18 protein-coding genes, 1 tRNA gene and 1 riboswitch are annotated in these 26,247 nt (G+C 65.7%); of the genes, 8 read left to right on the plus strand and 11 right to left on the minus strand.

Annotation, left to right across the window (positions count from 1 at the left end):
* Nucleotides 1–249: 249 nt before the first annotated feature.
* Nucleotides 250–2,091, minus strand: coding sequence for a hypothetical protein (locus W930_RS0122825; protein WP_145929468.1), 1,842 nt, complete (start codon nt 2,089–2,091; stop codon nt 250–252).
* Nucleotides 2,092–2,237: 146 nt separating this feature from the next.
* Entirely contained in the window at nt 2,238–3,434 is a 1,197-nt protein-coding gene (locus W930_RS0122830) for a hypothetical protein (protein ID WP_023871852.1), read from the minus strand.
* A 158-nt stretch (nt 3,435–3,592) separates the two neighbouring features.
* Here W930_RS0122830 and W930_RS28570 point away from each other — a divergent pair, with 158 nt between their 5' ends.
* Complete coding sequence (locus W930_RS28570) at nt 3,593–4,270, plus strand: DUF1415 domain-containing protein (RefSeq protein WP_051399282.1); 678 nt, start codon at nt 3,593–3,595, stop codon at nt 4,268–4,270.
* A gap of 210 nt (nt 4,271–4,480) precedes the next feature.
* Here W930_RS28570 and W930_RS0122840 read toward each other — a convergent pair.
* From W930_RS0122840 to W930_RS0122850, 3 genes are all read right to left on the minus strand, one after another.
* Nucleotides 4,481–4,556, minus strand: a tRNA-Thr gene (locus tag W930_RS0122840).
* Between the two features lie 188 nt (nt 4,557–4,744).
* Nucleotides 4,745–5,758, minus strand: coding sequence for a class 1 fructose-bisphosphatase (locus W930_RS0122845; protein ID WP_023595088.1), 1,014 nt, complete (start codon nt 5,756–5,758; stop codon nt 4,745–4,747).
* Between the two features lie 164 nt (nt 5,759–5,922).
* Nucleotides 5,923–7,206 carry an aspartate carbamoyltransferase gene (locus tag W930_RS0122850; RefSeq protein ID WP_023871850.1) on the minus strand — a complete coding sequence of 428 codons (1,284 nt, stop codon included), beginning with the start codon at nt 7,204–7,206 and terminating at the stop codon, nt 5,923–5,925.
* 135 nt (nt 7,207–7,341) lie between these two features.
* Here W930_RS0122850 and W930_RS0122855 point away from each other — a divergent pair, with 135 nt between their 5' ends.
* The 4 genes from W930_RS0122855 to W930_RS0122875 all read left to right on the plus strand — a co-directional run bounded on the left by W930_RS0122855 (nt 7,342) and on the right by W930_RS0122875 (nt 12,832).
* Nucleotides 7,342–8,277 (plus strand): LysR substrate-binding domain-containing protein, encoded by a 936-nt coding sequence (locus tag W930_RS0122855; RefSeq protein WP_023595090.1) that lies wholly within the window; start codon nt 7,342–7,344, stop codon nt 8,275–8,277.
* Between the two features lie 109 nt (nt 8,278–8,386).
* On the plus strand, nt 8,387–10,399 hold the full coding sequence (locus W930_RS0122860) for an aconitase family protein (protein ID WP_023871849.1): 2,013 nt from the start codon (nt 8,387–8,389) through the stop codon (nt 10,397–10,399).
* 356 nt (nt 10,400–10,755) lie between these two features.
* The gene (locus W930_RS0122870) at nt 10,756–12,174 is read left to right on the plus strand and encodes an MFS transporter (protein WP_023871848.1); all 1,419 of its coding nucleotides are present in this window, start codon (nt 10,756–10,758) and stop codon (nt 12,172–12,174) included.
* 64 nt (nt 12,175–12,238) lie between these two features.
* Nucleotides 12,239–12,832 carry a bifunctional 2-polyprenyl-6-hydroxyphenol methylase/3-demethylubiquinol 3-O-methyltransferase UbiG gene (locus W930_RS0122875; protein WP_023871847.1) on the plus strand — a complete coding sequence of 198 codons (594 nt, stop codon included), beginning with the start codon at nt 12,239–12,241 and terminating at the stop codon, nt 12,830–12,832.
* Between the two features lie 52 nt (nt 12,833–12,884).
* Here W930_RS0122875 and W930_RS0122880 read toward each other — a convergent pair whose 3' ends face one another.
* Complete coding sequence (locus W930_RS0122880) at nt 12,885–13,808, minus strand: LysR family transcriptional regulator (RefSeq protein ID WP_023871846.1); 924 nt, start codon at nt 13,806–13,808, stop codon at nt 12,885–12,887.
* Nucleotides 13,809–13,951: 143 nt separating this feature from the next.
* Between W930_RS0122880 and metE the strand changes: the two genes are divergently transcribed.
* Both metE and W930_RS0122890 read left to right on the plus strand, forming a co-directional pair.
* Entirely contained in the window at nt 13,952–16,288 is a 2,337-nt protein-coding gene (metE, locus tag W930_RS28575; protein WP_023871845.1) for a 5-methyltetrahydropteroyltriglutamate--homocysteine S-methyltransferase, read from the plus strand.
* A 280-nt stretch (nt 16,289–16,568) separates the two neighbouring features.
* Nucleotides 16,569–17,162 (plus strand): hypothetical protein, encoded by a 594-nt coding sequence (locus W930_RS0122890; RefSeq protein ID WP_023595097.1) that lies wholly within the window; start codon nt 16,569–16,571, stop codon nt 17,160–17,162.
* 41 nt (nt 17,163–17,203) lie between these two features.
* Here W930_RS0122890 and pepN read toward each other — a convergent pair whose 3' ends face one another.
* The gene (gene pepN, locus W930_RS0122895; RefSeq protein WP_023871844.1) at nt 17,204–19,915 is read right to left on the minus strand and encodes an aminopeptidase N; all 2,712 of its coding nucleotides are present in this window, start codon (nt 19,913–19,915) and stop codon (nt 17,204–17,206) included.
* Between the two features lie 200 nt (nt 19,916–20,115).
* On the opposite strand from pepN, the gene W930_RS0122900 reads away from it, so the two are divergent.
* The gene (locus W930_RS0122900) at nt 20,116–20,724 is read left to right on the plus strand and encodes a DUF4136 domain-containing protein (RefSeq protein ID WP_023871843.1); all 609 of its coding nucleotides are present in this window, start codon (nt 20,116–20,118) and stop codon (nt 20,722–20,724) included.
* A gap of 123 nt (nt 20,725–20,847) precedes the next feature.
* On the opposite strand, the gene W930_RS0122905 is transcribed toward W930_RS0122900, so the two are convergent.
* The 4 genes from W930_RS0122905 to W930_RS0122920 form a co-directional block, all read right to left on the minus strand.
* The gene (locus W930_RS0122905) at nt 20,848–21,405 is read right to left on the minus strand and encodes a TMEM165/GDT1 family protein (RefSeq protein ID WP_023595100.1); all 558 of its coding nucleotides are present in this window, start codon (nt 21,403–21,405) and stop codon (nt 20,848–20,850) included.
* 15 nt (nt 21,406–21,420) lie between these two features.
* A riboswitch (yybP-ykoY riboswitch) is annotated at nt 21,421–21,604 on the minus strand.
* A 300-nt stretch (nt 21,605–21,904) separates the two neighbouring features.
* A complete protein-coding gene (gene guaD / locus W930_RS0122910; protein ID WP_028731346.1) occupies nt 21,905–23,233 on the minus strand; it encodes a guanine deaminase in 1,329 nt (442 codons plus the stop codon).
* A 19-nt stretch (nt 23,234–23,252) separates the two neighbouring features.
* Nucleotides 23,253–24,677 (minus strand): NCS2 family permease, encoded by a 1,425-nt coding sequence (locus W930_RS0122915; protein ID WP_024788707.1) that lies wholly within the window; start codon nt 24,675–24,677, stop codon nt 23,253–23,255.
* A 314-nt stretch (nt 24,678–24,991) separates the two neighbouring features.
* Nucleotides 24,992–26,032, minus strand: a complete 1,041-nt coding sequence (locus tag W930_RS0122920; protein ID WP_023595103.1) for an adenosine deaminase — start codon at nt 26,030–26,032, stop codon at nt 24,992–24,994.
* Nucleotides 26,033–26,247 lie beyond the last annotated feature (215 nt).

A 26,247-nucleotide genomic window follows, 5' to 3' on the forward strand; every position in this document is an offset into this window, starting at 1 on the left:
TGAATATATAAGATGCAATTCATATGCATCTTTTTGGTCGCACTTGTGGGTGTTTCGTTGGCATCGTGCCGGGCGCTCGGCGAGGCAGTGGCACGGTGCGGCATTCGGTCGCCGGTACCCCAAGGCTCACAGCTCAACTCACGACAACAACATCGGGGCCCGGCGAGGTGATTATAAGATGCAAATCAAATGCATATTATTGCGATGCGGCGGAATGTCGCATCGGCGGCGCATCGGCAGCCTGGCAGGTCATGTCGGGCGTGGCGGACGTAGTGGACCCATTGCGCCGGATGGATTCCGTGGTGCTGACGACGGGGCCGGCGTCCTGGGTGCATGGGACCCATCGGGCGCGGCGGGCGCCGCAGGTGTGGTGGGCTGACGACGGTGGGCAATCGTCCAGCGGGCGCGGCGGTGGGTTTCGGAGACAAACGCGTGGGTGGCGCGCACGAACCGTGCACGTTCGCCGCAGAGCATGGCCAGTGGCGTGGTGCCTGCCCGGTTCGCGCGGTTCGGATCGGCACCGTACCGCATGGCGATGTTGAGCAGGTAATCGGCGTGGGTCGGGTCGCCCGCCGCGCGTGTGGATCCGGCGAGGTAGTGCATGAGGGTATTGCCTTCGTCGTCGGGCGCATTGCCCGCGTCCGGCTGCAATGAGAGCAGGACCTCGGCGGCGCCGCAGAAGCCATGCCGGCCGAGCCAAACAATGGGCAGCGCGCATTCCCGGTGGACGGCCTCCCGGTCGGCACCCTGGCGTAGCAGCGCTCTGGCCGTCTGGAACAGCGACGCGTGGGGTAGCAGCGGATCGTGTCCGCCGTCGCACAGGCGCTTCGCTTCGCGCTGCATGGCGACGGTCAGCGGGGACAGGCGAGCGTCGGTGTCCGACACCGTCGGCGTCTTGCTCTCAAGTATCAAATGGCGGGCGCGTTCGCGCGCCTGCGTGAGCATCGCCCGGTAGAGGTGAACGTATTTGACGAGGCTGCGCGGCAACAGGGCGATGGGCGTGGCACCGGCATGATTGGCGTGGCATGGATCGCCGTCATAGCGCAGGGCGACCGTGAAAAGAAAGAAGGCGGCGTACGAGTGTGCCGAGTGTTGCGTGGCGGCGGCGAGGTGGTGCATCAGGGTATTGCCGTCGTGGTTCTCGATGTTGCACGTCTCGCCGAGCGACAGCACCGCCTCCGCGGCGGCGCAATAGCCGTTCAGGGCGAGCAGCATCGCCGGCGGCGAGGCCGTGGGTGCCGGTTGCGACGCGAGGGCGCCGTTCGACACGAGCAAAGTCCCCAGTCGGTAAAGCGATTCATGAAGCGTCAGCGGAGGGTGTCCGCTGTGGTGCAGGCGCTCGGCCTCGGCAGCCATGGCGGCGGCGAGCAGCGGCACGCCGGACGCCGCGCGCTGATTGGCGTCCGCGCCGAATGCCAGCAGACTCGGCAACCATTCCGGCGCGACCAGGCTGCACAGATGCGACAGCGGGGGATGGAAGTGACCGGGCATCTCGGAGGCGGCCACATCGCGGGTCGTGTCGCGACCACAGGCGACGAGCACGCGCAGCGCCGTTCCCAGTCGTGCATTGGGTCGCTCCGCTACGGGCGTCGCGGTCGTCCCGGTCATTCCGGTCGTTCCGGGCGCGGTGCATTCGTTCATGATCGTGTCGACGAACACGCTCGGGTAGGCACTGGGCGACGCGGCGTATCGGAGCCAGAGAAGCAGGCCCTCGTCGCTGAGCAACAGGTCGGCTTCGTCGCGGCGCAAGTGGAGGCGGCGCGATGGCGTGACGAAAATTCCGCAGTCGTCGAGTTGCGCGAGCGTTCGGTCCTTCGCCGGTGTGCCCAGCAGCGATGCCAGGGAGAAGACGCGGTCCTCGCCCGCCGCGATGTCCGTCATTCGGCAGGCATCGCGCAGTTCCCGGCCCGAAGCGGTGTCCGTGCGCAGCAGCAGGTCGCGCACTGCCTGCGCGGCACAATGACCGCGTCGCATGGCGGCAAGCAGCTGGGGCAAGGGCAATTCCGTCAGGTTCGCCGGTTTGGGTTGGAGTGGCCTCAGTGGTGTGGTGGACGATGTCGACGGCAGGGGCGGCACCGTGGGATTGGTCATGCGTAAGTCGTGTGGCATGGTGCGTCGATGCGAGGAAAATGCTGTTTCGGGTGCTTGGAGGCGGTCGGTGTTTCGATGCCTGCGGGAAGGGCGACCGTGAAGAGGGGCCGGGCCGGAGTCTGAGGGCTAGAGTCAGCGGGCCGAAGTCAGAGGGCGGGACCGCCGATGCGGCGCAATGCTGTCCTGCGCACGGCGTCGATGAACTCGGGGCTGATGGGCGGCGGCGTGCCCTGGGCGTCGGGCATCCACGACAGGGGCGTATGGCCCGCGAGGTTCCTGCGTGTCAGGTCGCCGTGATGTCGCGCCGCGACGGCGATGCTGTAAAGGGCGAGGTTGGCGTTGTCGCGCTTGGCGGCGGTGTCGCGCGCACGGGCGATGATGCCCAGATGGTGCATGAACGTATTGCCATGGCGATCGGGGGCGTTCGGATCCGCGCCGGCCAGGAGCAAGGCTTCGACGGCTCCGCACAGTCCGAGCATCGCGAGCATTACACCTGCGGGGGCGCCGTGCCGGTTCGGTTGCATCAGGTCGCCGCCGTAATGCCTGAGCAATCGGGCGAGTTGGCGCAGCGACACATGCGGATGCAAGGGATCCTCACCAGCGCAATGCAGGCGCAGCGCCTGTGCTCGCATGGCGATGACCGTGAGCGGCATGCCGTGACGGTTGGTCTGATTGGGACTGGCGCCGATCTCGAGCAGACGTCTGAGCCATTGCGGGGCGATCTGACTGCACAGGTGGACGAGCGGATTGTCCGGCAGTGTGCGCGTCATGCTCGAGGGACGCGCGTCGGTTCTGTCGCGGCCGCAGGCGACCATCACCTGGAGGGCCTTGTCGATACGTGCGGTGTTCTCGTCGTCCGGCTCGCCGAAGATGTCGGAGGCGTCGAACAGGTTCAGATAGCCGGTGGGCGTCGCCGCGTATTGCAACCAGAGCATGAGGCCCTTGTCGCTGCGCAGCAGGGCGCTCGCGTCGAGCGAAGGGGAGAGGTCGCGCGTCGGTATCAGAAAGACGCCTGCGTCGGACAGTCGATCGAGCGAGCGCTCGGCTTCCGGCAGCATCAGCAGCGTCACCATTTCCAGGAAAAGCGGGCCATTCGGGCAGGCGGCCTCGCAGAGATCGTGTAGTTCGCGGCCGGCGTAGGTGCGCGTGTTGACGAGCGTGTTCCAGATGTCCTGCGGGCGAAATTCGCGGTGAAAGTGGGCCTGGAGGACTTCTCGCAGGGACTGCGTGGCCAGAGGAGCGGTGTCGCGGTAATAGCCGCGTCGCTCGGCTTCGATGGCGGGACGTGTGACCGGACTGCTGGTGCTGTGAGCGGCGGAGGGGATGGGAGGTGTGCCTGGCATGGTGTGAAGACGCGCGGTTGTGGGAAAGGCGCATGGTTGCGCAGATGCGGCACGCGTGTTTTGGCATTCGCGCCGCGATGCTATCGAGCGAGGCCTTGCCGGTGGCGACGGGCGGCGATTTACAATGCCATCTTCAGGATTCATCGCCAGTTTTCGATATGCCGGAGAAAAAATCCCCCGCCGCGGAGTCGACCGCGCAGACACCGGATCACGACACCGTGATCGCCGCCACGCGCCACTGGCTCACGCGTGCGGTGATCGGGTTGAACCTTTGCCCCTTTGCGAAGGCGGTTCACGTGAAGGAACAGATTCGCTATGTGGTGAGCGGCGCGCGCGACATGGAGGGGACGCTGGTCGATCTCGAGCGCGAACTGCAATGGCTGGCGGGGGCGGACCCACAGGCAGTCGACACCACACTGCTGATCGTGCCGGCCGCACTGCGCGAGTTCCACGAGTTCAACGACGCACTGTTCTTTGCGCAGCGCATGCTCAGGCAACTGGGCCTGGAGGGCGAGTTGCAGATCGCGAGTTTCCATCCGGACTATCAGTTCGAAGGGACTGCGCCTGACGACGTGGAGAACTACACGAACCGCTCGCCGTACCCGATCCTGCACCTGCTGCGGGAGTCGAGCATCGACCGCGCCGTGGAGGCGTTTCCGGAAGCCGAGACGATCTACGCGCGCAACGAAGCGCTGATGCGCAAGATGGGCGTGGCGGGTTACCACGCGTGGATGGCGCAGCCCGCCAAGGACGAGGACGGGGCAAATGACAACCCGGGCGACCTCATGGATGCGGCGGATGCGGTGCGCGATACGCGCGGTGAGGCAGGGCAGTGAGGCGATAGCACCGCGACGATGCGGCGTGCGCGCCGCATCGGAATGCACGCTGCGGGCGCAGGCATGGCGGACAGGGAAGCGGGAGAGACGGTCCGGCGACCCAGGCGATTCGAACCGGACGCAGAAAACAAAAAAGCCGCACGACAAATTCGGGCGGCTTTCTTGTTGACTGCGGTCTTGCTTGCATGACCAGGGACTTCAGGAAGTCGCTGGTGCCGGAGAGAGGAATCGAACCCCCGACCTTCTCATTACGAATGAGCTGCTCTACCGACTGAGCTACTCCGGCGCTGCGAAGAAGTGAGATAATAGCAGAATTTCCTTGGTTGTCACTACTTTTTTCAAAGATTTTTTGCCGTCTCTGCGCGAGTCACGCGTAAATCATTGAAATTCCAGAAATCCTGCGCTTCGACCTCGAGAAAATGTTCTGCGACATTTTCATGCGACGTCTTCCCACTTCTCCCGCGTCACTGAAACTTACTTCGCGCCGCCTTCGTGGTGATAGCCGGTCACGCGTTCGACCTCGTTCTTCGAACCGAGAAACACCGCCACGCGCTCGTGCAACTTTTGCGGCTGGATGTCCAGAATGCGCTGCACGCCGTTCGTCGCCGCGCCGCCCGCCTGCTCGACCAGGAAGCTCATCGGGTTCGCTTCATACATGATGCGCAGCTTGCCCGGCTTGTCCGGATCGCGCTTGTCGGCCGGATACATGAACACGCCGCCGCGCGTCAGGATGCGATGCACGTCCGCCACCATCGAGGCGATCCAACGCATGTTGAAGTCCTTGCCGCGCACGCCTTCCTTGCCCTGCAGCAGCTCGCGGATGTAACGCTGCACCGGCGGGTACCAGTGACGCTCGTTCGACATGTTGATGGCGAATTCCTTCGTGTCCTCGGGAATGCGCATCCCTTCCTGCGTGAGCACCCACGAACCCATCTCGCGATCCAGCGTGAAGCAGTTCACGCCATGTCCCGTCGTGAGCACCAGCACCGTCTGCGGACCGTACACGGCGTAACCGGCGGCGACCTGCTGCGTGCCGGGCTGAAGGAAGTCCTTCTCCGTCGGATCCGTCACGCCTTCGGGGCAACGCAACACCGAGAAGATCGTGCCGATCGACACGTTCACGTCGATGTTGGACGAGCCGTCGAGCGGATCGAACATCAACAGGTATTCGCCCTGCGGGTAACGGTTCGGAATGTGGAAGACGTCCTCCATCTCTTCGGATGCCATCGCCGCGAGGTGGCCACCCCACTCGTTGGCCTCGAGCATGATCTCGTTGGAAATCACGTCGAGCTTCTTCTGAACCTCGCCCTGCACGTTCTCGCTGCCCGCGCTGCCGAGCACACCGCCCAGCGCACCCTTGGACACCGCATGGCTGATGGATTTGCACGCGCGCGCGACGACTTCGATCAACAGGCGCAGCTCGGCAGGAATATTGTTGTATTCCCGCTGCTGTTCGATGAGATATTGCGTTAGGGTCTTGCGCCGCATGAGGGCCTCCAGAAAAGCAAAAAAGCGTACATATTCGCGATGGACGCAATTTTACTCGTAAAGCGACGCTGCCCCCGGGAAAATCCTCGGGGGCAGCGCAATTTCGGCGGTGTCTGAAGTCCGTCCCGGAAGCCTCCGCGACGCGCGGCCGGCACGTTCGTCGCTCAGTCGATCGCGTCGAACAAGGCGTCATCCGGACCGATGTGCGACGGTGCACGCCAGGCAGCGTCGCGCATGCTGTGCTGCACCTGCTTGTCCACGCCGAGCAGCACGGCGAAGATCGCCATGCGCACCGGAATGCCGTTATCCGTCTGACGGAAGATTGCCAGGCGCGGGTCGTGGTTCAGGTCGGTCGACAGGTCGTTCGCGCCCGGACGACTGTCGCGCGGCAGCGGATGCATGATGATCGTGCGGGCGTCGCAGTACTGATTGATCAGCGCTTCGTTGATCTGGAAGTCGGGCGTATAACCCTCGATCGCCTCGTCGGCGAAACGCTCCTTCTGGATGCGCGTCGCATACACGACGTCGGCTCCCGTCAGGTCGGCGAGCGAGTTGCTCTGCACGATCACGTGACCGTTCTGCGAGATCTGGTCGAGAATGTACGTCGGCATTTCCAGCGACGGCGGCGAAATCAGCGTGAACTTCAGGCCGCGGTACAGCGCGAGCAGCTTGATGAGCGAATGCACCGTGCGGCCATAACGCAGATCGCCGACCATGGCGACGTGCGCGCCGTCGACCAGTTTGCCCAGACGCGAAAACTCGCGACCGATCGTGTACAGGTCGAGAATCGCCTGGCTGGGGTGTTCGCCGGGACCGTCGCCGCCGTTGATGACGGGGATGTTCGTGGCGCGGGCGAATTCCGCGACCGATCCCTTTTCCGGGTGACGCACGACGAGCGCGTCGACATAGCCACTCATCACGCGACTCGTGTCGTAGATCGATTCGCCCTTGGCCATCGACGAGAACGTGAAGCCGGTCGTGTCGCACACCGACCCGCCCAGGCGGCAGAAGGCGGCGCCGAAGCTCACGCGGGTGCGGGTGCTGGCCTCGAAGAACAGGTTGCCCAGCACGGCGCCCTCAAGCACGCGCGAGATCTTCTGGCGGCGCGCGATCGGTTGCATGATGTCGGCGACGTGAAACAGCTCCTCGAGCGAGTCGCGCGAGAACTGGTCGACGGAGATCAGGTGCGGCTTGCCGTCGAGGCCCATGCGTTCGCGCAGCGGCTTGTGTGCGCTTTGCGTAGATTCCGCGGACGGTGCTTCACGGCCGAGGATTTCGCCCACGAATTTCTCCACGATGCTCGGCATCGTGCGATATTCGCTCGAATCCTCGGGCAGCAGCCAGGTGTCGAGGGCGCGCCGGCGAACGCCGATACGCTCGGCGAAGCTGTCGCGGGTCATGTTCAGGCGACGCATCGCGTCGCGCAGGAAAGTCTGCTGTGCACTCATGGTCGGGTCGGCAGGGCTGTGTACGCGATGCGTATAATAGGCGCCGAATCGTTGTTTGTCCAGCAAAAGACGTGCTCCGCGCGGAGCCGCGCCGGCCGGGCGTTTCCGGCATTTCCGATGTGTCGCACGATGGGTATGGAAAACCTTCTCCGCAAGCTTGACCTCACTTCTTTGCGCCTTTTCGTGGCCGTCTGCCAGGAGCGGAGCATGGCCCGCGCGGCGGAGCGCGAATTCATCGCGCCGTCGGCGATCAGCCGACGCATCGCCGACATCGAGGCGATCGTCGGGCTGCCGTTGATTCAGCGCCATCAGCGCGGCATTACTGTCACGCCGGTGGGCGAGACGGTGCGCCGCTACGCCGAACGCATCCTGGGGACCATCGAATCCCTGGGGGCCGAGCTGTCCCAGTTCCATGAAGGCGCGCGCGGGAGCGTGCGCATTGCGGCGAACCTGTCGGCCATCGTGCAGTTCCTGCCGGAAGACCTCGCCGCGTTCGGCCGCGTATTTTCCGCCGTGGACGTCGAACTCGACGAGCAGCACAGCAACGAAGTGCTTCAGCGCGTGGCCGAACGCGCGGTGGACGTGGGCATCTGCAACGCCGTCGAAGGCATCGAGGCATTCACGATGGTGCCGTACCGTCGCGACCGACTTGCGGTGATTCTGCCGGTGGGACATCCGCTGGCCGCGCGTACGGGCGAGATTCCGTTCTCGGCCTGCGTTGGCGAGACGCTCGTGGGGCTTCAGGGCAACAGCGCCCTTACGCAGTTGCTGCGTCAGCAGGCCAGCGCGGCGGGCGCGTCGTTGCGCATCAAGATCCGGGTGTCGAGTCTGGACGCGCTGTGCCGCATGGCGCACGCGGGACTGGGCATCGCCATTGCGCCCGAGCAGGTCGGTCAGTTGTATGTCGGCAAGCTCGACGTGGTCGTGCGCCCGCTCACCGATGAGTGGGCGCACCGCCAGCTCTGGCTCGTGTTCCCGTCGCGCGAGCAGTTGAGCGCCACGGCGTCGGCGGTGGTCAATTTCCTCGCGCAAGGGCAGGGCGCCGGCGGCGTGGCGCACGTCAAGGGGTAACCCCGCGCGGTCGCGCCGACCCTTCGCAATCTGTCACGCCGGGCTTGCCGAGACGGCACGGCAGGCGCGTGGCCCGGCCGCTATGCTGTCTTCCGGAGGTAATTGCCGCATGGAAGACACCATTCGTTTCGACGGTCGCATTCTGTTCCTGTCCGACGACCCTGCCATCGTGCGTCGTCAGTTGGCCGGTGAGTCCCTCGCCCGCGTCGACGCCGGTCGGCTGCGCGACAACGTCTCGACCGACGAAATCACGCCCGTCACCGTCATGCTCACTTACGATGAGCGTCTCGGGCGCTACCCATACGTCGGTTTCAAGGCGGGAAACGAGATGCCCATCGGCGAGCACGACGTGCGTCGCGGCGGCTTCCAGGTCACGGTCGCGGGCAAGCGCTACGGCAAGGGCTCGTCGCGCGAATCGAGTCCGCTCGCCGAGCTCAGTGCCGGCATTCGCCTGATCGTGGCCGAGAGCTTCGAGCGCATCTATCAGCAGAACTGCGACAACATCGGCATTCTGACCACGACCGACGTCAGCGTTCTCGATCGCATCGCCGCCGGCGAGCCGATCCCCATCACCGAGTTTCTCAAGGGGCGCGACGCCCTCACGCAACAGATCATCCGCAGCGGTGGCCTGCTTGCGTTCAGCAAGTTTGCCGACTGGGCGGCGCCCGCCATCGACTCGGACGACGAGGCGAATGCCGGCGATCCGCCCGCCCGCACCCTCGTCGAGAAGATCATGGCACGTCGGCTGCATCCGTCGACGCCCGGGCTCGCCCACGGCGACGGCGTATTCCTGCGCGTGGACTGGCGCTTCTCGCACGACTACTTCACGGGTATGTGCGCGCATCTGATGCACCGTGCCTTCGGTGAACCGGCGGCATTGCACGACCCTGCACGCATCATCGCGTTTCAGGATCACCTGGTGCTGGCCGGGCAAAGCGTGCCGCACGCCACGCAGGGGCTGCTGCCGGGCGTGGCCAATCTGACGAGCGGCCACCGCGACTTCGTGGCGCGATATCCCGTGCTGGCGCATGGCGAACGGGCGGCGCAGGGCGGGCAGGCAGGCGATGGGACGGATGGTGCCGATGGTGCCGATGGTGCCGATGGGGCGGACGGCATTTGCCATGCGCTGATGGCCGAGCGCTACGCGCTGCCCGGACAGATTGTGATCGGCACCGATTCGCACACGCCGCACGCCGGCGCGCTGGGTTGCCTGGCCTTCGGCGCGGGCGCGACAGATGTCGCCAACAGCTGGGTTACCGGTTACGTGCGCTGCAAGGTGCCTGAGACGCTGCGTGTCGAGATCGACGGTGAACTGCCCGCCGGTGTCACGGCCAAGGACGTGGTGCTGCACCTGTTGCGCCTCGATGCGATTCGCGGCGGCGAGGCCATCGGCGTCGTGTTCGAATACGCGGGAAGCGCGGTGCGCGCGATGTCGATCGACGAGCGCGCCACGCTCACCAACATGGTCGCGGAGCTTGGCGGCTTCACCGGGATCGTAGCCCCCGACGAGAAGACGGTGGCGTTCCTCCGGACCCGTCGGGGCGTCGATATCACGCTCGAGCCGTGGATGACGAGCGACGAGGGCGCGCGCTACCGCGATGTGATCCGTGTCGACGCCGGGTCGCTCACACCGATGCTGGCGCGCCCGGGCGATCCGGGCAACGGCGTGGCGCTTGCCGAGCTCGTCTCGCCCGTGGCCATCGACATCGCATACGGCGGCTCGTGCACGGCGGGCAAGCGCGACGACTTCGACGCCTATCACGCCGTGCTCGCCTGGGGCGTGGCGAATGGGCTGCGCGTGGCCGACGGCCGCCGGCTGTTCCTTCAGTTCGGCACCATGGACGTTCGCGCCTATTGCGAAGCGCAGGGCTATCTCGCGACATTCGAGGCGGTTGGCGCCACGCTGATCATGCCCGGTTGTGGCGCGTGCGCGAACTGCGGGCCTGGGCAGTCGACATCGGCCGATCAGGTCACGATCAGCGCCATCAACCGGAATTTCCCGGGGCGTTCGGGGCCCGGCAGCGTGTGGCTGGCGAGCCCCTATACGGTGGCCGCCAGTGCGCTGGCCGGACGTATCGCGAGTTTCGAGGAACTGAAGGCAGCGGCTGCCGTGGCGGACTGAGGGCGCGGCGTCGACGGCATCGGCACGGTGATTTCGATGGATGAGGCGGATGCCGCGGTTGGACGAATTCGTGGAAGGCTGAGCTGGGGGCGGGCGGGAGATTGGCATGCCGTGCTGCCGTCGGTCGGCATCATAGTTTTTTCGTAGTGCGTGATAAAGCTTGGCAAAGGTGACCGGCGCGGTGTCGTTCGTGGCACAATTTCGGCCTCGTGCCTGTCGATTCATGGTGTATCCGGCGTTCCGGCGACCGTTGGCGAACGCCTTCGGGAAGGTGCTGCGCGATGCCGGCCAATGAGCAGTTCGGCCATGACCGAACGGGCCCGGAGACGATTTTCATGCCATCCCCCGACGTTTCGATGCCTTCCATGCTTCATACCGGCCAAGCGGTTTGCGCGGCCACCCACCCGACTGCCGGCGACATTTCCGCCCGCCTCGACCGACTCCCTCCGACCCGCACCGTGTGGAAACTGGTGGTGCTGCTCAGTCTCGGTTTTTTCTTCGAGCTTTACGATCTGCTGTACACCGGCTACGTGGCGCCCGGCCTCGTGAAGAGCGGCATCCTCACGCCGACCACGCCGGGCCTGTTCGGCACCACGGGGGTCGCCAGTTTCATCGCGGCGCTGTTCTCGGGGCTGTTCATCGGCACCATCGCGTGCGGCTTCCTCGCCGATCGTTTCGGACGTCGCGCGGTGTTTACGGGCTCGCTGCTCTGGTACACCGCGGCCAACGTCATCATGGCGTTTCAGGAGACGGCCACGGGCCTGAACTTCTGGCGCTTCGTGGTGGGCCTCGGCATCGGCGTGGAGCTGGTGACGATCGGCACCTATATCGCGGAGCTTGTCCCGAGGCAGATTCGCGGACGTGCATTCGCCTGCGAGCAGGCCGTGGGCTTCACGGCCGTGCCGGTCGTCGCGTTTCTCGCGTTCTGGCTCGTGCCGCGCGAATTCCTCGGGCTGGAAGGCTGGCGCTGGGTCGTGCTGATTGGCGCGCACGGCGCGGTGTTCGTCTGGTGGATTCGCCGGGCGCTGCCGGAAAGCCCGCGGTGGCTGGCGCAGAAGGGGCGGCTGGACGAGGCGGACCAGGTGCTGCGCGAGCTCGAGGCGAAAGTCGAGCGCGAGTATGGCCGACCGCTGCCGCCGCCGGGCGAGCCCGAGCCGGTGGTGCCCAAGCGCGCGTTTCGCGACATGTGGGTGCCGCCGTATCGCAAGCGCGCGATCATGATGATCCTGTTCAACATCTTCCAGACGGTCGGCTTCTACGGCTTCGCCAACTGGGTGCCCACGCTGCTCATCAAGCAGGGCATCACCGTGACGACGAGTCTGGCCTATTCGAGTGTGATCGCGCTGGCGGCGCCGGTCGGCCCGCTCATCGGGCTATGGATGGCCGACAAGGTCGAGCGCAAGCACGCCATCGTCTGGACGGCCGGTATCGGCATCGTCTGCGGCCTGGTGTTCTCGCAGGTCACCTCGTCGGTGCTGCTCGTCGCCATGGGCATTGGCCTGACGCTCGCGAACAACATCATGTCGTACAGCTATCACGCGTACCAGACGGAGTTGTTTCCCACCGGCATTCGCGCGCGTGCGGTCGGTTTTGTTTATTCGTGGAGCCGCTTCTCGGCGATTTTCACGGCATTCCTGATCGCATCCGTGCTGCGCAACTTCGGTGTGACGGGTGTTTTCGTCTTCATTTCGTGCGCGATGCTCGTGGTCATGCTTTCCATCGGCCTGATGGGGCCGCGTACCCGAGATCTCGCGCTGGAGACGATTTCGCAGTGAGGCAGACAACCCTGGCGTGACGGCGAAGGCGCGCCGTCGCGCGCGAACTTCCGGAGATCGGACCATGACGGACCTGAAAACCGAAGCGGCCTACGAGGCCAATGCCGTGCGTTACAGCGAGGACTGGCTCAACCAGCCGCCGCCCGACGACATGTATGCGTTGCTGATGCGGCACTTCATTGCCGGCGGCCGCACCGTCGACGTGGGGTGCGGCAACGGGCGCGACGCCGCATGGCTGGCGCGTCAGGGGTTCGACGTGGAGGGATACGACAGTTCGCCCGCGCTGATCGAGCTCGCTCGCAAGACGTTCCCATGGGTGCCTTTCCACGTGGGCCGGCTGCCGTTGCTGGAGAACGTGACAGGCCAGTTCGATAACGTCGTATGTGAGACCGTGCTCATGCACCTGCCCGCCGCGCAGGTGCCGCAGGCCGCCGACCGCCTGTGGACGCTCGTGCGTCCGGGCGGCGTGCTCTACGTGTCATGGCGCGTGACCGAGGGGGCGGACGTGCGCCATGAAGACGGCCGTCTCTACAGTGCTTTTGCGCCGGACGTCGTGCGTGCCGCGTTGCACGAGGCCGTCGTGCTGCACGAGGAGGATGTGACAAGCGCGAGCTCGGGCAGGCGCGTCTGCCGTCTGATCGTGCGCCGGCCCGTCTGAGTTTTCGGCGCGCCGCGCCTTCCGGCCCCCTGAGGGTTCGGCGTGTCGAGGATCAGAGCAATTCGATTTCCGGTAGCGTCAACAGGCTCGTCTCGCGCATGAGCGATACGAACTCGCCGATGTACGGCCGGGTCGTGACGCTCGGCAGCGTGGCCGCCCACAATTCGGCGGTCAGCCCATCGGGCGTGATAGGCCGCGCGCTCACGTAGCGCCGCTCCAGATAGCCCGTGACCGCCCAAAGCGGGAGCGCGGCCAGGCCGCGACGACTCGCCACCAGTTGCAGAATTGCCACCGTCAGCTCGGTGGTGCGGCGCGTCGGTTCTATGCCGGCGGGGCGCAGTACCTGACGCACGATGTCGAGCATGTCGTCGGGCACGGGGTAAGTGATCAGCGTCTCGTCACGGAAGTCCTCCGCGTCGAGGCAGGACTTCGCGGCCAGCGGATGGTCGTTCGCCATGAGCGCCATCATCTGGAAGCGGAACAGCGGGTGGAAGTCGACGGCTTCGCCCTCTTCGTGCTCCGAGATGATCGCCAGATCCGCGCGATCCTGATGCAGCAAGCCGATCGGGTCGGCATGGAAGCCCGACACGATGTCGAGCTCCACCTCCGGCCAGCGCACGCGAAACGCATCCATCGCCGGCATCAGCCAATCGAAACAGGTGTGACATTCGACAGCAATACGCAGCGTGCCCTGCGTGCCTTGCGCCAGCCGGGTGAGGTCGCGGCCCGCCTCGTCGACCGCCGGCACCACCTCTTCGGCCAGGGCGAGCAAGCGCTTGCCCGCGGGAGTGAACACCAGCGGCGACGACTTGCGCACGAACAGCGGCAACCCGTAGAAGTCCTCCAATGCCTTGATCTGATGCGACAGCGCGGACTGCGTCAGGTGGAGCCACAGCGCGGCGCGCGACACGCTGCCGGTATCGCGCAGCGCGAGCAGCGTTTGCAGATGACGCAGTTCGATGGGGGTTCTTTGCATGAATGAAATTAATAATAATCGCCAAAAACTTTCGTTTGAATAATACACGGGCCACCGGGATACTGCCAGCCTGGGCGGGAATCGCCCGCCAGCAACGACGTCGCGACGTCGCCCCATTGGAATCTCCCGGAAGGACAACGCACATGGCTCAGGCCCACGTACTCGGATTGCCGCGCATCGGCGCGCAGCGTGAACTCAAATTCGCCGTGGAGGCTTTCTGGCGTGGCGAGATGGACGTGGCGGCGTTGCAGGACGTCGGGCGGCGCATTCGCGCCGCGAACCGGCGCGCGCAGCGCGACGCCGGCCTGGACTGGATTGTCGTGGGCGACTTTCATTGGTACGACCAGGTGCTCTCCACGCTCGCGCTGGTCGGCGCGTTGCCGGCACGCTTCGGCGCCTCGCCTGCGGCGCTGACGCTGGCCGACTACTTTGCGGCGGCTCGCGGCACAGCGGCGCAGGGCGCGATGGAGATGACGAAGTGGTTCGACACGAACTACCACTATCTCGTGCCGGAGTACTCGCCGCAGACGCGCTTCGGCACCGGTACGGAGTGGTTCTTCGAGGAAGTGACAGAGGCGTTGGCCGAGGGCGATAACGTCAAGCCCGTGCTCCTCGGGCCGCTCTCGCTGCTGTACCTCGGCAAGGAAAAGGGCGGGCTGGCCGACCGCCTCGCATTGCTCCCCGACCTGCTCGCGCAATACGAGCGCGTGCTGGCGCGTCTCAAATCCCTGGGGGTGCAATGGGTGCAGATCGACGAGCCGATTCTCGCGCTCGATCTGCCGACGAACTGGAGCGAGGCGTTCGCGCCGGTGTATGCGCGGCTGGCGCCCGTGGCGCCGTCGCTGCTGCTCGCCACGTATTTCGGCGACGTGACCGATCATCTGTCGTTGCTCACCGCATTGCCCGTGTCCGGCCTTCACCTCGACGGCGTGCGTGCGCCGAAGCAACTCGAAGCGTTTGCCCGGCAGTGGCCGCGGGACAAGGTGCTGTCCGCCGGGGTGGTCGATGCGCGCAACGTCTGGCGCTGCGATCTGGCCCGCGCGCGCGATACGCTCGCACCGCTGGCCGAAGCGCTGGGCGAGCGGCTGTGGGTCGCTTCGAGCGGTTCGCTGATGCACTGCCCGGTCGATCTGTCGAGCGAATCGCGCCTGGACAAGGAAGTGCGCAACTGGCTCGCGTTCGCCAGGCAGAAGCTCGACGAAGTGGCGCTGCTGTGCCGCTCGCTCGACCCGGCAGAATTCGCTCGGGCCGACGTGCGGGCCGCCTACCTCGCGGACGCCGCGGCGCATGCCGCGCGCCGCACATCGCCGCGCATTCACAACTCGATGGTGCAAAGGCGTCTGGCCGCGCTGACCGAATCGGATGCGCGCCGCCGGTCCGACTATCCGGTGCGCGCCGTCGCGCAACGCGCCTGGCTCAAGTTGCCGGTGTTGCCGACGACCACGATCGGTTCGTTCCCGCAGACGGCGTCGATCCGCGCGGCGCGCGCGGACTTCCGGCGTCGCGCGTTGTCGCATCTCGATTACCTCGAGACGATGCGCGAGCAGATTCGCCTGGCGATCGAGAAGCAGGAAGCCTACGGGCTCGACGTGCTGGTCCACGGCGAGGCCGAGCGCAACGACATGGTGGAGTATTTTGGCGAACAGCTCTGGGGATTCGTCATCACCGAACATGGCTGGGTGCAGAGCTATGGTTCGCGCTGCGTGAAGCCGCCGGTGATCTATGGCGACGTGTATCTGCCCGAGCCGATGACCGTCACCTGGAGTGCCTATGCGCAGCAACTGACCGACAAGCCGGTCAAGGGCATGCTGACCGGGCCGGTGACGATGCTGCAATGGTCGTTCGTTCGCGATGATCAGCCGCGCGAGATCACTGCCCTGCAGATCGCACTGGCATTGCGCGAGGAAGTGGCGGCACTGGAGAAAGCCGGCGTGCGCGTGATCCAGATCGACGAACCCGCATTGCGCGAAGGGCTGCCGCTGCGAGAGCGCGACCGGGCGGAATATCTCGAATGGGCGGTCCGCGCGTTTCGTGTGTGTTCGTGCGGCGTGGCCGACGAGACGCAGATTCATACGCACATGTGCTATTCGGAGTTTCACGACATTCTGCCGTCGATCGCGGCGCTCGACGCCGACGTGATCTCCATCGAGACCACGCGCTCCGACATGGAACTGCTCGACGCGTTCGAAGCATTCGACTATCCGAACGAAATCGGCCCGGGCGTGTACGACATTCACTCGCCGCGTGTGCCGTCACAGGCGGAAATCGAACGGCTGATCGAGGCGGCGCTCGCGCGAATTCCGGCCGAACGCCTGTGGGTCAATCCCGACTGCGGCCTGAAGACGCGCGACTGGACTCAGGTCGACGCCGCGCTTGCAAACATGGTCGCGGCGGCCAAAGCCATGCGTGCGCGTCTCGCATCGGCGCGAATCCAGGCCGAGGTGCAAACCCGGCTTTGCACTCAGGTCCAGGCTGCCTGAGAGGACCTTTCGGCCGATATCTGCTGATATCGGTCTCCTCCTGCGCGCGACCGATTCCGCCAGGCACCGGCGGCATCGTTTCGGCCGCGCGTCGACGCGATGCGCTGTCACCTGTCAGGGTTGACAGGTGCGTAACCGAGGGGCGTTGCCTAAACTGCGCAGCAAATAGCGCGCGTACGAAATAAGTGACGACGACGGCGTGATGAGGGGTATCGCCGGCAAAATCAATGACGCGCGCGGCAACGGCTTTCGGTTCGAGGCAGAAGTCGGGAGGTAGCGCATGGATGAGTTCATTCTCACGCGCGGTCAGCTCGTCGCGCCGTTATCCGTGGACCGTTGCTATCCGCGCGTCATGATCGATGCACAGGGGGTCTCCGAGCGCGAGTCGGTGCACGCTGACGGTTGCATGCGGGCCTGCTTTTACGAGGATGGCGACAGGAAGCCGTTTCGGCCTGTCGATGTGCGAATCGATACGGTAGACGGCTCGCCCTTCTGGTGGTGCGTGCGCGGGGAAGTGCGCTCACCCGTCGCGTCGCATGCGGCATTCGACGAAGTGCTCACGCTCACTTTCCGCTCAAGTCTGCTCAACGGCACCCATGCGGTGGGGGCGCCGCCCGGCGCTGACGTCATGCTGATCTATCGCCTGATGTTTCGCGATCCACCGGCCTATCCCGGGCGGGATGTCTATGTGGTCGCGGGCGCGACGAGCGGCACGGTGACACTGGGCAACGATCCTGCCAATTACCTCATGGCCGGGGCATTCGGCGAAGCGATCATTCAGGTTCCGGCGCTGTATCCGCTGGTCGGGACCGGGCCACGGTGGCCGTACGACCTCTGCATCAAGGGAGGGTATTTCGAAGTCATGCGGCCGTGACGCGTGCAGGCGTCGGGCCGCATGACCGGTGGATCGTCGGATCAGGCGAGGGCCTTCTCGACGATCTCGCGCACGTCCTTCGACAGTGCCTTGTGATCCCCGACACGCTGCAGTGCCTCGCGCATGCGCTCGCGCAGGGCCGGCGTGTACTTGCGCCAGCGATCGAGCACGCGGGCCAGGCGCGCGGCGACTTGCGGGTTCAGTGCGTCGAGCGCCAGTACCTGTTCCGCCCAGAACTGATAGCCCGAGCCGTCTGCGGCGTGGAACTGCGCCGGGTTGCCGCTGCAGAAGCTGAAGATCAGCGAGCGCGCGCGGTTGGGATTCTTCAGCGTGAACGCCGGGTGACGCATGAGCGCACGCACCGCATCGATCACGCAGTGGCTGCCGTCGCCGCGCTGCATTGCCTGCAGTGCGAACCACTTGTCGATGGCGAGCGGCTCGTGCTCGAAGCGCTGATAGAAGTCGACGAGCGCTTCGGCGGCGTGATTCGGGCCGTGCGCGGCATCGCCGTCGCGGGCGGCGCCGCCGCGCTGCACGAGCGCGGTGAGTGCGGCGAAGCGGTCCGTCATGTTGTCGGCTTCGTCGTATTGGGTGCGCGCGGTTTGCGCCACGCCCGCGTCCGAGAGCTCCATCAGATACGACAGCGCGAGGTTCTTCAGTGCGCGCTCGCCGGCCGACGCGGCGTCGGGGCGGTACGGACCGGGCACGCGATGGTTGTGATACGCCGCGAGCCACTCGGTGTGCAGCGACGCCGCGAGGCGTTGGCGCAGATATTGGCGCGCCGCGTGAATGGCCGCCGGGTCGATCTCGGCCATCTGCTCGCCCAGATACGACTCGGCCGGCAGCGTGAGCGCCTGTGCGCGGAAGGCGGGGTCGAGCGTTTCGTCGCGCAGCACCTGGCGGAAGGCTTCGAGCACGTAGCTGTCCACGCTCGGCAACTGCCCCATCTGGATCGACTCGACCAGCGCCAGCAACTGACGCGTGGCCAGTCGTTGGCCAGCTTCCCAGCGGTTGAACGGGTCGCTGTCGTGCGCCATCAGGAACGCGAGTTCGTCGATGGTGTACTCGTGCTCGACGATCACCGGCGCGGAAAAGCCACGCAGCAGCGAGGGCATCGGTGCATGCGGCACGTCGACGAACGTGAAGCTCTGGCGCTCCTGCGTGAAGTCGAGCACGCGCGTGGTGGCAGCCGGTGTGTCGCCCGCGTCGTCCGCCAGATGCAGCGGCATGTCGCGCCCGTCGCGATCGAGCAGACCGACAGCGAACGGGATATGGAACGGCTGTTTGATCAGTTGGCTGTCCTGCAACTCCACGCCAACCTTCGGACAGCGCTGCGTGAGCGTCAGCGTGTAGGTGCGCGCGGCCTCGTCGTAGACGGCGTCGACGGTGACGCGCGGCGTGCCGGCCTGGCTGTACCAGCGGCCGAACTGCGTGAGGTCACGTTGGTTCGCGTCGGCCATCGCGGCGCGGAAGTCGTCGCAGGTCACGGCCTGGCCGTCGTGGCGCTCGAAGTACAGGTCCATGCCGCGGCGAAAGCCGTCGCGACCGAGCAGCGTCTGGTACATGCGCACGACCTCGGCGCCTTTCTCGTAGACGGTGACGGTGTAGAAATTGTTGATCTCGACGTAGCTCTCGGGGCGCACCGGGTGCGCCATCGGACCGGCGTCCTCGGGGAATTGCGCCTGGCGCAGCACGCGGACGTCGTCGATGCGCTTGACCGCGCGGCCCGACTCGGAGCCCATCATGTCGGCGGAGAACTCCTGATCGCGGAACACCGTCAGGCCTTCCTTCAGGCTCAGCTGGAACCAGTCGCGGCAGGTCACGCGGTTGCCGGTCCAGTTGTGGAAGTACTCGTGGCCCACCACGGCTTCGATGTTGCCGAAGTCGTCGTCGGTCGCGGTGGCGGCGTCGGCCAGCACGTACTTCGTGTTGAAAATGTTCAGCCCCTTGTTCTCCATCGCGCCCATGTTGAAGTCGCTCACGGCAACGATCATGAAGCGGTCCAGATCGAGCACGCGGCCGAAGCGCTCCTCGTCCCAGCGAATCGAGTTCACGAGGGAGTGCATGGCGTGCTCGGTCTTGTCCAGATCCTGCGGCTGCACCCAGACCTGAAGCAGCTTCTCGCGCCCGTCGCCCGCGACGATGCGCTCCTCGCGGCAGACCAGGCGTCCGGCCACCAGCGCGAACAGGTAGCTGGGCTTCTTGAACGGGTCGTCCCAGATGGCGAAGTGACGGCCGTCGGGCAGGTCGCCCTGGTCGATCAGGTTGCCGTTGGCCAGCAGGACGGGATACGCCTCCCGATCGGCGCGTAGCGTCACGGTGTAGGTGGCCATCACGTCGGGGCGGTCCAGGAAGTACGTGATCTTGCGAAAGCCCTCGGCTTCGCATTGCGTGAAGAAATTGCCGCCGGAGACGTACAGCCCCATGAGCGACGTGTTCTCCTGCGGCCGGCAACGTGTCACGAGCGTGAGCTCGAACGTCTCGGGGGGGCCTTCGATCGTGAGCGTTTCCTCGCCCGTCCGATAGCCGGCCCACGGCTTGCCGTCGAGTTCGAGGCTCACCAGTTGCAGTCCCTGGCCCACCAGTTCCAGGTCGCCACCGGCGCCGGCCGGGTTGCGGTGCAGCCGCATTCGGCTGGTCACCGTGGTGACATCGGGCGCAAGATCGAAGTCGAGTTGGACGGTGTCGATCAAATACGCCGGGGGCGTATAGTCGGAGCGTTGGATGACACCTGCAAGGTCGGTTCTGAGCATGGACGGTATTTCACGGACGGCCAAGGATTCATAAATTGTAACGGAGTGGCGGGCCATTCGCGTCCGGCGTCGAAATTTGCTGAATTTTGGTGCGTCCCGGGTATCGAAAGCTCAGGACGTGCGCAGGGCGCCGTCCTATGCTTAAATCGGCGCGAGCGGCGCGCATGGGTGTGCCCGGCCTTTCTGTGGAGCAGCGAATCATGTGGAAACGATGGGCAATGGCGACGTTTGCCGTCGCCAGCGTATTGCTGGCGGGTTGCGCCAGCACGGTCACGAGCCAGGTGACCGCGTTCGGCAGCGCGCCGGGCTTTGACGGGCCTCGCACCTATGCGCTCACGCGCACCGCCGAGCAGCAGAACAACCAGGAGCACGCCACCTATGAGCAATGGCTGCGCAACCGTCTCGCGGGCGACGGCTTCAGCGAGCAGAGCCCGACGAGCGCGCATTACCTGATCGGCATGAGCTATGGCATCACCCAACAGGTGATGCGCGTGACGGAGCCCGCCTACGATCCAATGTTCTCGCCCGGCCCGTGGGGGCCGTGGGGACGCCCGTGGGGCTGGTACGGCGCGCCGTTCGGCCCGCCTCCGACCTACGTCCAGCGCGACTATGCCTACGGGCTGGCCGGCCTGCAACTGCGCTTCACGGACCGCGCGAGCGGCAAGGAGGTGTATCGCGTGCAGGCCAGTACCAGCGATGCCGGGACGTCGCTCGCCGCGGCCATGCCGTTCCTGATCGATGCGGCGCTCAAGCAGTTGCCGTTCCCGAGCGGGCGTACGGTCAACGTGCAGCAGAAAGTCGGGCAGTAGTCGCACGCAACGCCGAAGCCGGATGGCGGCTGACGCGCCTGCGGCGACACGGACCGCGGTGACGGTCGACGCCGACGGTGCGACGCGTGATGGCAACGCGTCGCACCGTCGGCGTTTTTGCGTTTACTGGAGCAGCGTGACGATGCCGAGCACCGCGAAGATCACGGCGGCCACGACATGGACTGCCCGCGTGGGCAGGCGGCCGGCAAACTTGTGACCCACGAGGACGGCCGGCACGTTGGCGAGCATCATGCCGAGTGTGGTGCCCGCGACCACGCCGAAGAAGTCGTGATAGCGCGCCGCGAGCATGACCGTCGCGATCTGCGTCTTGTCGCCCATCTCCGCGATGAAGAAGGTGATGACGGTGGTGACGAAGACGCCGAACTTGCGGCGCGTGTCCGCCTCTTCGTCGTCGAGTTTGTCGGGCACGAGGATCCAGATTGCCATGCCGATGAACGACGCGACGATCGCCCACTTCATGACGGCAGGGCTGACCGCGCTCGAGAGCCATTCGCCGATGGCGCCGGCAAAACCGTGATTGACGAGGGTGGCGACGAGAATGCCGAGGATGATCGGCACGGGCTTCTTGAAGCGCGCGGCGAGCACGAGGGACAACAGTTGGGTTTTATCGCCGATTTCGGCGAGCGCGACCACACCGGTCGAGACGAGGAATGGGGACACCTTGTATTTTCTCCGCCGGGCCGTGTATACGCGAGCCAATGACAATGCATCCCGGCCCGGTTGGCGGAAGCATCGTCATCGGTCTCGCCAGGCCCGAGGGCTGCGCACGCCATAGCCGGAACCGGCCAAGTCTGTTGACGTACGCCCCTGTCGAACACGAGTGTCCACGACAGGGCGGCTACTCCCCAATGAATCGAAGCGGATTATAGCATCGCGCCTCGGCGCCGGGGCAAGCGAAATGGCGCGGGTGGCGTGTGCGACGCTGCCGGTGAGTTTCGACGCACTGCCGTAAAAAAGGGCAGCCATCGGCTGCCCAAGGAGATCCCCGACCGCATGCCCCTTGCGCGCGGTCGGTGACCGCGAGGCAGCGTGCATCGCACCAAGGCGACGACGCACGCTGCCTCGCGTAAGCGTTACGTGAACGACGGGAACCGGCACGACGTGAGCGGCGCCCGCACGGCTGCGCCCGGAAGGGACGCGGCGCGCGGGAGGCCGCGACTCAGTGCGCCGCGCGGCGATGCACCGGTTTGCCGGCCGCATAGGTCGCGGCGATCGCCCGGTCGTCGCCGAGCATGGCGAAGGCGAACAGCAGCTCTTCCAGCGATTCGGCCAGTGCGGTCCGGCGCGCGAGCAACGGCGTCGCCTTGGGATCGAGCACCACGAAATCGGCCTCCGCCCCGGTCGCGAGCGTGCCGATCGTGCCGTGCAGATCCAGCGCGTGTGCGGCCCCTTCGGTCGCCAGATAGAACATGCGTTCGGCCGACAGGTGGTAGCCCGAGAGTCGGGCGACCTTGTGCGCCTCGTTCATCGTTTGCAACATCGAGAAGGTCGAACCGCCGCCCACGTCGGTCGCGAGCGTGACCGGCATGCGCGAGGCTTCGGCGGCGGCAAAGTCGAACAGGCCGCTGCCGAGGAACTGGTTCGACGTCGGGCAATGCGCCGCGACGGCGCCGGTCTCGAACATGCGACGGCGATCATGTTCGTCGAGCCAGATGCAATGGCCGTACACGGCGCGCCTGCGCAGTAGCTTGTAATGGTCGTACACGTCGAGGTAGCTGCGATGCCCCGGAAAGAGCGAGCGCACCCACTCGACTTCGTCGGTGTTCTCCGCCACGTGGCTCTGGATGAACACGTCCGCATAGCGCTGGGCGAGTTCGCCGCACACGCCGAGCTGCGCCTCGGTCGACGTCGGCGCGAAACGCGGCGTGAGCGCGTAGAGCTGACGGCCCTTGTTGTGCCAGCGCTGGATCAGCGCCTCGCTGTCGCGCGCGCCGCTCTCGGCGGTGTCGCGCAGAAATTCCGGGCAGTTGCGATCCATCATCACCTTCCCGGCGATCATGCGCAGGTCGCGCGCCTCGCTGGCGCGGAAGAAGGCGTCGGCGGAGCCGGGATGCACCGTGCAGTACACGAGCGCACTCGTGGTGCCCCCGCGCAGCAGTTCGTCGAGGAAGAACTGGGCGACGTCGGCCGCGTAGTCCGGGTTCTCGAAGCGCCGCTCGGTCGGGAACGTGTACTTCTCCAGCCATGGCAGCAGCCCCGGCGCGGGCGACGCAATCATGTCCGTTTGCGGATAGTGGATGTGCGTGTCGATGAAGCCGGGCGTGACGACCTTGTCGCGCAGATCTTCGACGGGCGTGCCGGCCGGCAGCGTGGGCGCCACCCTGGCGTAGTCGCCCACGGCCGTGATGCGTCCGTTCTCGAAGGCGACGATGCCGTCGGTGTGGTGCACCGTGCCGGGCGTGCCGTCGAGATAGGCACGCGCCGGATCGTGGGTGAAGTAGACCAGCTGCGCGCGTACGGCGCGCAGGCCTTGGTTCGTGGTGGACATGTGCGGGGTCCTTCAGTCGTTACATTTGTGTGAGCAGCAGCACTGCCAGGGCTGCGACGATCCACATGGCCGGCTTGATCTCCTTCGCGCGTCCCGTGAACAGCTTGAGTACGACGAACGCGAGGAAGCTGTAGGCGATGCCGTCGGTGATCGAGTACGAAATCGGAATCATCACCAGCGCAATGAAGCTCGGGATCGCTTCGTCCATGCGGTGCCATTCGATGCGCGCCACAGACTCCATCATAAACACGCCGACCAGGATCAGCGCCGGCGCCGTCGCGATGGCGGGCACCAGCGAGAGCATCGGCGACAGGAACAGGAACGGCAGGAAGAGCAGCGCGCATACGACCGCGGTCAGGCCGGTGCGTCCGCCCTGGGCGATGCCGGCGGCCGACTCGATGTACGCGTTGGCCGGGCTTGTGCCGAGCGGGCCGGAAATGAGCACCGAGAACGAGTCGACGATCATGGCTTGCCGCATATTGCGCGGGTTGCCGTCGCGATCCTTCATGTTGCCGGCTTCGGCAATGCTCATGAAGGTCGAGAGGGTATCAAAGAACGCCGTGAAGAGCATCACGAAGATGAACGGCAGGTACGCGACCTTCAGTGCGCCGAGCAGATCCAGCTGGCCAATGCCCGAGAAGTCCGGCGCGGCGAAGAAGCCCTGGAAGTTCACCAGCGTGGCCGTGGCGATCTCCTTCGGAAAATAGGCGCTGCCGTCGCCCCAGTAACGGCCGATCGGAATGGCCATGAGCGTGGTGACGACGATGCCGATCATCAGCGCGCCGTTCACGCGGCGCGCGACGAGCACGGTCGTGAGCGCCAGGCCGATGAGGAAGGTGACCGTCGGCGGCGACAGATGCGCCAGGCGCACTACCGTGACCGGATCGCTCACCACCAGTTTGGCGTTGACCAGACCGATCACCGTGATGAACAGGCCGATACCGCACGAAATGGCGTAGCGCAGGTTCGCCGGGATCGCCTCGACGACGAAGCGTCGCACGTTGAGCGCGGCGAGCAGCGCGAACAGAATGCCCGACCAGAACACGCACCCGAGCGCCGTCTGCCACGGCATGCCGACACCGTGCACCATCGTGAAGGCGAACAGGGCATTCAGGCCCATGCCCGGGGCGACCAACACCGGGTTGCGCGCGTACAGGCCCATGGCGCAACTGCCGAAAAAGCTGATCAGTACGGTGGCCGTCAGCGCGGCCGGGAAGGCCATGCCAGTCTTCGAGAGGATGGCCGGGTTCACGACGATGATGTACATCGCCGCGAGGAAGGTCGTGATGCCGGCGATCACTTCGGTGCGCAATGTCGAACCTAGGGCGGTGATGCCAAAGTAGCGGTCGAGCGACGAGACAGGGCGCGCGCCCTCCACGCGCGTGCTGTCGTGGGCCACGTCAGGCGTGGCGCTACCCGCCGGGGGGCTGAGCGATGAGTCCATGGGGTGTTGTCTCCGATGTTCTAGGGTGTCGTGTGCGGTCGGCCTGCGCGGTGTGGGGGCACCGCGTGAAACCTATATGGGCACGCTCGAAAAATAGCATCGGGTCCCGGGGAAAATATTCCCCATCGGGAATGTTCGACATCATCCGGGGGGAATGTGGGCCGCGTTGCTCGCGAGGTGGGCCGGGGCGCCTGCGAGGCGGCGGCGATCACGCGACAAGGGGCGCCCCGACGTCGCACAAGGCGGCAAAAAGGAAAACGCCCGAACGGGGTCGGGCGTCGAAGGGGGCGGCGGCGGCGCGGGCGCCGCTGTGCTCAGGCGGGATGCGCCGCGCGGAACCGGTCGAGCTCCGCGATGAGGCGGCGCTTCTCGTCGTCGTCGATGAACGACGCCTCGAAGCTGTTCCTTGCCATGGTGTAAGCGTCGTCGAGGGTCATATCGAGCGCATCGAACGTGGCGAGGAAGTTTTCATTCAGATAGCCGCCGAAGTAGGCCGGATCGTCGGAATTGATCGTCACGGCCAGTCCGCGCTTGAGCAATTGATGCAGCGTGTGCTGGCCCATGTGATCGAACACCTTCAGGCGGACGTTCGACAGCGGGCACACCGTGAGCGCGATCTTCTCCCGGGCGAGCCGCTCGAGCAGGGCGTCGTCTTCGATGGCGCGCACCCCGTGATCGACCCGCTCCACGTGCAATGTGTCGAGCGCCTCGTGAATGTAGGCGGGCGGACCTTCCTCGCCCGCGTGCGCCACGATGCGCAGTCCCAGGGCACGGCAGCGCTCGAACACGCGCGTGAATTTGCTGGGCGGGTGACCCTGCTCCGACGAATCGAGCCCCACGCCGACGAGCCGGTGTGCGTGACTGTCGAAGTAGGGCAGTGCCGTCTCGAGGGTTTGCAGGGCGTCTTCCTCGGACAGGTGGCGCAGGAAGCAGAGAATCATGCGGCTGGTGATGCCGTGCGAGCGCTGCGCCTCGGCCAGCGCCCGCTCGATGCCGTTGATGACGGTGGCCATCGAAACACCGCGCGACGTATGCGTTTGCGGATCGAAGAAGATTTCCGTGTGGCGGATGTTGTCGGCCACGGCGCGTTCGAGATACGCGCGCGTCATATCGTGGAAATCATCTTCCGTGAGCAGCACGCTCGCGCCCGCGTAGTAAATGTCGAGAAACGATTGCAGATCCGTGAACGCATAGGCGTCGCGCAGCGCCTGCACGCTCGGATAAGGGAGTTTCACCCGATTGCGTTCGGCGAGCCGGAAGATCAGCTCGGGCTCCAGCGTGCCCTCGATATGCAGATGCAACTCCGCTTTGGGCATGGCGCAAAGGGTTTTGGCGAGTTCTGGCGTGAGCGGCATGGATCGATCGTGTAGTGGGGGATGGCGGGGATTTTACCGTTGACGTCGGCTTGCCTGGGCGCGGCGCGTCACGTGGGCGCACCGGCGACGGGGGAGGGCGCGCCTGCCCCCAGCCGCATCTGCTGCTCGCGAACACGCAACAGCTGTGCCGCGACGGCGATCGCGATCGTGGCGGGCGCCTTGCCGCTGATGCCCGCCACGCCGACGGGGCAGAT

It is taken from the genome of Pandoraea sp. E26 (assembly GCF_000681415.1).
GTDB classification, from domain to species: domain Bacteria; phylum Pseudomonadota; class Gammaproteobacteria; order Burkholderiales; family Burkholderiaceae; genus Pandoraea; species Pandoraea pnomenusa.